Below are 6,526 nucleotides of genomic sequence, written 5' to 3'. Positions count from 1 at the left end.
CGGGGCGACGTCCTGCTCCATCGGCCGGTAGGAAGGCCGGTACCCGCCGGCCGGTGGGTAGGCGGCGGGCGGCGGGTAGGCGGGCGGCGGGCTGCCCGCACCCGGCGGCGGGTAGCTGGGCATCCGCCGGGTGGGGTCGGGCTGGCGCCGGGCGGGCCGGTCGGGCCCGGACCGGCCCGCCGGGGCGGAGGATCCGGAGGGGGCCGGGCGCGGCGTGCGGTCCGCGTCGGACCAGGCCCGGTTCGAGCTGGGGCCGTACCGGCGGGGTCCGCGCTGCGGATCGGGGCGATCCGGGTTCGTCATGTCGCCGCCCTTCCGGAGCTCCGGGCCGGCCCGGTCGGCCCGCCGGTGGGACCACTGTCACTTCTGGAATATCGCGCTCGGCGAGCGTTGCCCACGTCGTGCCTTTCACTGCCCTGCACTTCTCGTCCGGGAACCCAGGACGCTCCCGGCCCGGCTCCGGTTGCCCGGGAACCGGGCGCGATCCCGGCCGGATCGCTGCCAGGGTAACCGCGGCGACCTGAGATTCCGGTGACCTTCGGTGTCGCTCCGAGGGTTCCGGGCACACGCCCCGGTCATCCCGTTGCCCGATCGGGGGTCGGCCGGCGCGACGGTCGGGACGACCCGCGACCATGCGGCAGAATGCGTCACCATGCGTATTCTCGTGACCGGTGGGGCGGGCTTCATCGGTTCGACGTTCACCCGGCATCTGTTGGCGGACGTGTACCCCGGTCTCGAGGGTGCCGACGTCACCGTGCTCGACAAGCTCACCTATGCGGGCAACCTGGCGAACCTCGAACCGGTCGACGACTCCGAGCGGTACACCTTCGTCCAGGGCGACATCTGCGACCCCGAGGTGGTCCGTGACCTCGTCGCCGAGGCCGACGCGGTCGTGCACTTCGCGGCCGAGTCGCACGTCGACCGGTCGATCCTGGGCGGTGCGGACTTCGTCCTGACCAACGTGCTGGGCACCCAGAACCTGCTCCAGGCCGCCCTGGACACGAAGCTGGCCCGGTTCGTCCACGTCTCCACCGACGAGGTCTACGGCTCGATCGAGCAGGGATCCTGGGACGAGAACGAGCCGCTGCTGCCGAACTCGCCCTACTCGGCGTCCAAGGCCGGGTCCGACCTGCTGGCGCGGGCGTACGCCCGCACCCACGACGTGCCGGTGACGATCACCCGGTGTTCGAACAACTACGGGCCGTACCAGTTCCCCGAAAAGGTCATCCCGCTGTTCGTCACCAACCTGATGGACGGGCTGACGGTGCCGCTGTACGGGCAGGGCCGCAACGTCCGGGACTGGCTGCACGTCGACGACCACTGCCGGGGCATCGCCCTGGTGCTGGCCGGCGGGCGCCCCGGCGAGATCTACAACATCGGCGGCGGCACCGAGCTGACCAACGCCGAGCTGACCGCCAAGCTGATCGAGGCCACCGGCCGGGACGAGTCCTTCATCGAGCGGATCGTCGACCCCCGCGGCGGTGGTCACGACCTCCGGTACTCGGTGAACCACGGCAAGATCTCCCGCGAGCTCGGTTACCAGCCGTTGGTGCCGTTCGACCAGGGGCTGGCCGACACGATCACCTGGTACCGGGAGAACCGGGACTGGTGGGAGCCGCTCAAGGCCCGTTCGGCGATCGACCGGTGATGCCCGCCGGCGCGAAAACCGGCGCGGAAACCGGCGCGGAGACCGGCGCGGAGACCGGCGCGGACGTCGGTCCGGACGGCGTGCGGCTGCTGGTGGTGGGGGCCCGCGGGCAGCTCGGTACCGACCTGGTGGCCGGGGCCAGGGCCGCCGGCACCGCAGTGCTCGGCGTCGGGTCGCGCGAGCTGGACGTGACCGACCAGGCGGCGGTGCAGGCCGGCCTCGGGTATCTCGCCGCGCAGGCCGCCGAGGCCGGGCAGCGGGGGGTCGTGATCAATGCCGCGGCGTACACCGCCGTCGACGACGCCGAGACCGACCGGGCGGCCGCCTTCGCGGTGAACTCCGACGGTCCGGCCAACCTGGCCGAGGCGGCCCGCCGCCTGGGCCTCGGGCTGATCCACGTCTCGACCGACTACGTGTTCCCCGGTGACGGCACCGAGCCGTACCGGCCGGACGACCCGACCGGCCCGCGCAGCGTCTACGGCGCGTCCAAGCTGGCCGGCGAGCAGCGGGTGCTGGCGGCCCACCCGGACGCCCACGTCGTCCGCACCGCCTGGGTCTGGGGCGCGACCGGCGGCAACTTCGTCAAGACGATCGCCCGGCTGGCCGCGACCCGGCCGACCCTGAAGGTGGTCGACGATCAGCGCGGCACCCCCACCTACACCGTCGACCTGGCGGCGGGCCTGCTCGAGCTGGCCGGGCGGACCGTGCCCGGCGGCGTGCTGCACCTGACCAACGCCGGCGAGACCACCTGGTTCGGGTTCGCCCGGGCGATCCTGACCGAGCTGGGCGAGGACCCCGACCGGGTCGGGCCGACCACCACCGCGGAGTTCCCCCGCCCGGCCCCGCGGCCGGCGTACTCGGTGCTGTCCGGCGCGGCCTGGACGTCCGCCGGTCTGACCCCGCTCCGGCCGTGGCGGGACGCGCTGGCCGCCGGGTTCGCGGCCACCCCGGACGCCTTCCGCGTCCCCGCCGGGGGGTGAGCCGACGGTGGCCGATCGCGTGCTGAACGTCGCGCTGGACGGCACCCCGCTGCTGGGCCGCCGGACCGGCGTCGGCCGCTACACCGAGCACCTCATGACGGCGCTGGTCCGGCGGACCGACGTGCGGGTGTCGGTGCTGGCCATCACCCTGCGCGGGGCCGGCGAGCTGCGGTCGGCCGTGCCGCCGGGGGTCCGGACCCGGTCGGTGCGGTTCTCCGCCCGGGCGATGCAGCTGGCCTGGTCCCGGTGGAACGCCCCGTCGATCAGTGTGCTGACCCGCGGCCTGGACGTCTACCACGGCACGAACTTCGTCCTGCCGCCGATCGGCCGGCTGGGCGGCGTGGTGATGATCCACGACATCGCCTACCTGACGATGCCCGACGTGGTCGACGACGCGAGCCGCCGGTTGCAGACGCTGGTGCCGGACGCGCTGCGCCGGGCCGCGGTGGTGGTCACGCCGTCCCGGACGACGGCCGACCGGGTGCGGGAGGCCTACCCGGACCTGGCCCCGGAGATCGTGCCGACGCCGCTGGGTGTCCAGCCGTCGTGGCTGCAGGTCGAGCCGCCGACGGCGGCCGACCGGCGCCGGCTCGCCCTGCCGGACGACTACTTCCTGTTCGTCGGGACCCGGGAGCCCCGCAAGGATCTGCCCACGCTCGTCGCCGCCTACCGGGCGCTGCGCGCCTCGGCCGGGCCCGACGTGCCCACGCTCCTGCTGGTCGGGCCGCCCGGATGGGGGCCCGAGCTGGTCGGCGCGCCCGGGGTGCAGGTGCAGGACTACGCCCCGGCCGGGGACCTGGAGACGATCGTGGCCGGCGCCCGGGCGCTGGTCATGCCGTCGCGGGACGAGGGCTTCGGGCTGCCGGCGCTGGAGGCCCTGGCCGCCGGCACCCCGGTGGTGGTCAGCGACATCCCGGCGTTGCGGGAGGTGACCGGCGACCGGGCGGCCGCCGTCTTCCCGGTCGGCGACTCCGACGCCCTGGCCGGTGCGCTGGCCGATCTGCTGGGGGCCGGGACCGATCCGGAGGCGCGGGCGGCCCGCCGGGCGTACGCCGCGCAGTGGACCTGGGACCGGTGCGCGGAGCGGACGGTCCACGCCTACCGGATCGCCGCGGACTGACCGCCCGACCCGCGGCGCCGAGCCGCCCATGCCCGCCCGGCGCGTCGCCGGGGTCGGGGGCGCCGGCGGCCCATGGACGGTGCGGCCCGGTGGCGGCGGACGGCCGATCAGCGCTCGCCGGGGTGGGCGGCCGCAGTGATGGCGATGCCGTCGGCCAGGTCGTACTCGGGTGTCCAGCCGATCCGCTCCCGGGCCAGCGTGGCGTCCAGCGCCGAGCGGCGCAGGTCGCCGGGCCGGGCGGGGGCGACCTCGGGCCGGTCCGGGGCGCCGACGATCCGCGCCACCAGCGTGTGCAGGTCCCGGTCACTGGTCTGCACCCCGGTGCCGATGTTGATCCGCAAGCCGCCCGCGCCGTCCCCGGCGGCGAGCACCAGGGCGCGGACCGCGTCGTGGACGAAGACGTAGTCCCGGGTGTTCCTGCCGTCGCCGTACACCCGGGTCGGCCGGCCCTGCCGCAGCGCCCGGGTGAAGACGGCCACCACGCCGCCCTCCCCGTCGGCGTCCTGGCGGGGGCCGTAGACGTTGGCGAACGCCAGCGACGTGACCTGGACGCCGTGCAGGTGGGCGAAGGACTGCAGGTACAGCTCGGCGGAGACCTTGGCGACCGCGTACGGCGACAGCGGATGCAGGACGGCGTCCTCGGCGGTCGGCAGCATCGGCTGCTCGCCGTAGATCGAGCCGCCGGACGAGGCGAAGACGATCTTGCGGGCGCCGGCGCGGCAGGCGGCGCCGGCCACGGTGATGGTGCCGAGGACGTTCACGGAGGCGTCCCGGCCCGGGTCGGCGACGCTGGCGCGCACGTCGATCTGGGCGGCGAGGTGGAACACCACATCGGGGCGGGCCCGCTCGATCGCCGCGGCCGCCTCCGGGGACCGGATGTCGGCCACGACCAGGGTCAGGGCGGACGGGTACGCGGCGAACGCGGGGGCCAGGTTGACCCGGCGGCCCCGGGACAGGTCGTCCAGCACCGTGACCCGGTGGCCGTCGGCCAGCAGCCGGTCGACGAGGAACGAGCCGATGAACCCGGCGCCACCGGTGACCAGGGCGCGCACGTCAGGACGTGGGGGTCGGGCCGGTCGGGGCCGGCGGCGGCGCGGCGGACCCGGTGGACGGGGTGGGCGACGCCGTGGACGGGGTGGACGGTCCGGACGAGGCGGCGGCGTCGGGACCGGTGATGCCCATCCGCTGGCCCAGCCAGGGCATCGCGTGGGTCAGGCCGGCCACCGGCACGCCCCAGTCGTGGCCCAGACCCGGGACCTCCCAGTACTGCACGTCCATGCCGGCCGCCTGGGCGGCGGCGTACAGCTTCTTGACCCCCGGCATCATCACCGAGTCGTCCGCCCCGACGATGAACCAGCCGCCCGAGTTCGGGTACTTGTTGGCCGCGAGCAGATCCAGCGGGTTGATCGCCTTGAACTTGGCCGTGTCCCCGTCGAACGCCTTCTGCACCGTGTCGGCGCGTGAGCCGAGGGAGGGCTCCTCCTCGCCCGCGAAGTCCAGGAACGAGGGGAAGAGGTCCGGGTAGCGGGTGGCCAGCTGGAAGGCGCAGGTGCCGCCGTAGGAGAAGCCACCGACGGCCCAGTGCTCGGGATGCGGGTCGACCAGGAGCTGCGACCGGACGGCGGCCGGTACGTCGACCGACAGGTAGGTGCCCACCTTGCCCAGGTTGGAGTCCGTGCACAGCGGGTTGTCCACCTGGCCGCCGGTGGCGTCGGGCATGACGACCACCGGTGCGATGCCGTCGTGTTCGGCGGCGTAGGCGTCCATCACGCCCTTGACCCGATCGCCCAGGTTCCAGTCGCCCGGTCCGCCAGGCACCCCGTGGAACAGCATGAGCACGGGCAGCGGCTGGGGGTTGTCGGCGAAGTAGGCCGGCGGCAGGTAGACGTAGCTCTCCCGGGGCTGGAACCCGGAGGTGGTGCCGGGCAGGGCGATGGTGGTGACCTTGCCCCCGTCGGACGGGATGTTTGCGCCGGTCGGCGTCCAGGCCTGGGTGAGCGGTGCGGTCGGCAGCGCGGCCGACGAGGCCGCGGTCGAGCGGGCCGGGAGGACGTCTTCGCTGGTGGTGGGCCCGAACAGGTCGCCGAGCCGGGGGTACTGCAGGTAGGACCGGTTGATCTGGTTGCCGGCCATGGCCACGACGAGCAGCCCGGCCAGGATGGCAACCGCCTTGCGCCACCACGGGGTGCCGAACAACGAGGCGATCGCGAGGATGATCCCGGCCAGCGCGACGCCGATCCAGAACTGGTCGGAGAAGGTCAGATCCTGGCCGATCAGGGACTTGGCCACCGTGTTGCCCACGATCCAGGCCAGCACCGCACTGGCCACGACGGTGCCCGGGACCACCCGGCGCCACCACCAGGACTCCCGGCGGGCCAGCAGGAACACGCCGCCGGCGGTGCCGAGCACCAGCAGCGCCCAGGGCAGCGCGCCGTCCAGGAGGGACACCCCCACCCGAACTCCCCCTTCCCGGCCGTCGGCGCCGGCGGCCCCGGCAATCGGACCACGATAGGCCGCGGGCCCGTGACGCGGGGGTAATGGTCCGGGCGGCCGGGACGCTCCCGCTGACCTGTGCTTACCTGTTCCGATGCCCGTGCTGACCGTGGTCGTCGACCAGCTCCTCGCGCCGGTGCCGGGCGGGACCGGCCGCTACACGCGGGAGATCACGGCGGCGCTCGCGGCCGGCCCGCCGGCCGGGTGGCAGGTGCGGACCGTGACCGCCTGGCACCGGGATCCGGCGGCCGCCCGGGTGCCGGGGGCGGCCGGCCCGCGGCGGCT

Annotated in this window: 5 protein-coding genes and 1 pseudogene; 4 read left to right on the top strand and 2 right to left on the bottom strand. The window is 74.8% G+C overall.

What is annotated here, in order from left to right; genetic code table 11:
• Positions 1-652: 652 nt before the first annotated feature.
• The 3 genes from rfbB to ACOJUF_RS19280 are packed head-to-tail and all read left to right on the top strand — an operon-like array spanning position 653 to position 3,748.
• Positions 653-1,648, top strand: coding sequence for a dTDP-glucose 4,6-dehydratase (rfbB, locus tag ACOJUF_RS19290; protein WP_420123441.1), 996 nt, complete (start codon positions 653-655; stop codon positions 1,646-1,648).
• Positions 1,648-2,628 carry a dTDP-4-dehydrorhamnose reductase gene (gene rfbD / locus ACOJUF_RS19285; RefSeq protein WP_420123440.1) on the top strand — a complete coding sequence of 327 codons (981 nt, stop codon included), beginning with the start codon at positions 1,648-1,650 and terminating at the stop codon, positions 2,626-2,628. The genes rfbB and rfbD overlap by 1 nt, the downstream gene beginning before the upstream one ends.
• Positions 2,629-2,635: 7 nt before the next feature.
• Positions 2,636-3,748: a glycosyltransferase family 4 protein gene (locus ACOJUF_RS19280; protein WP_420123439.1), complete on the top strand. Its 1,113-nt coding sequence runs from the start codon at positions 2,636-2,638 to the stop codon at positions 3,746-3,748.
• 107 nt (positions 3,749-3,855) lie between these two features.
• Here the strand turns inward: ACOJUF_RS19280 and ACOJUF_RS19275 are convergent, their stop codons facing one another.
• Together ACOJUF_RS19275 and ACOJUF_RS19270 are read right to left on the bottom strand one after the other, a co-directional pair.
• Positions 3,856-4,800 (bottom strand): NAD-dependent epimerase/dehydratase family protein, encoded by a 945-nt coding sequence (locus tag ACOJUF_RS19275; protein ID WP_420123438.1) that lies wholly within the window; start codon positions 4,798-4,800, stop codon positions 3,856-3,858.
• 1 nt (position 4,801) lies between these two features.
• Positions 4,802-6,202, bottom strand: a complete 1,401-nt coding sequence (locus tag ACOJUF_RS19270) for an alpha/beta hydrolase-fold protein (RefSeq protein WP_420123437.1) — start codon at positions 6,200-6,202, stop codon at positions 4,802-4,804.
• Between the two features lie 133 nt (positions 6,203-6,335).
• Between ACOJUF_RS19270 and ACOJUF_RS19265 the strand changes: the two are divergent.
• A pseudogene (locus ACOJUF_RS19265) lies at positions 6,336-6,526 on the top strand (glycosyltransferase family 1 protein); the annotation flags it as partial.

It is taken from the genome of Nakamurella sp., from assembly GCF_048594475.1.
GTDB lineage: Bacteria > Actinomycetota > Actinomycetes > Mycobacteriales > Nakamurellaceae > Nakamurella.
Note: the sequence above shows the minus strand (reverse complement) of the source record. Positions and strands in the feature narration are given on the sequence as shown.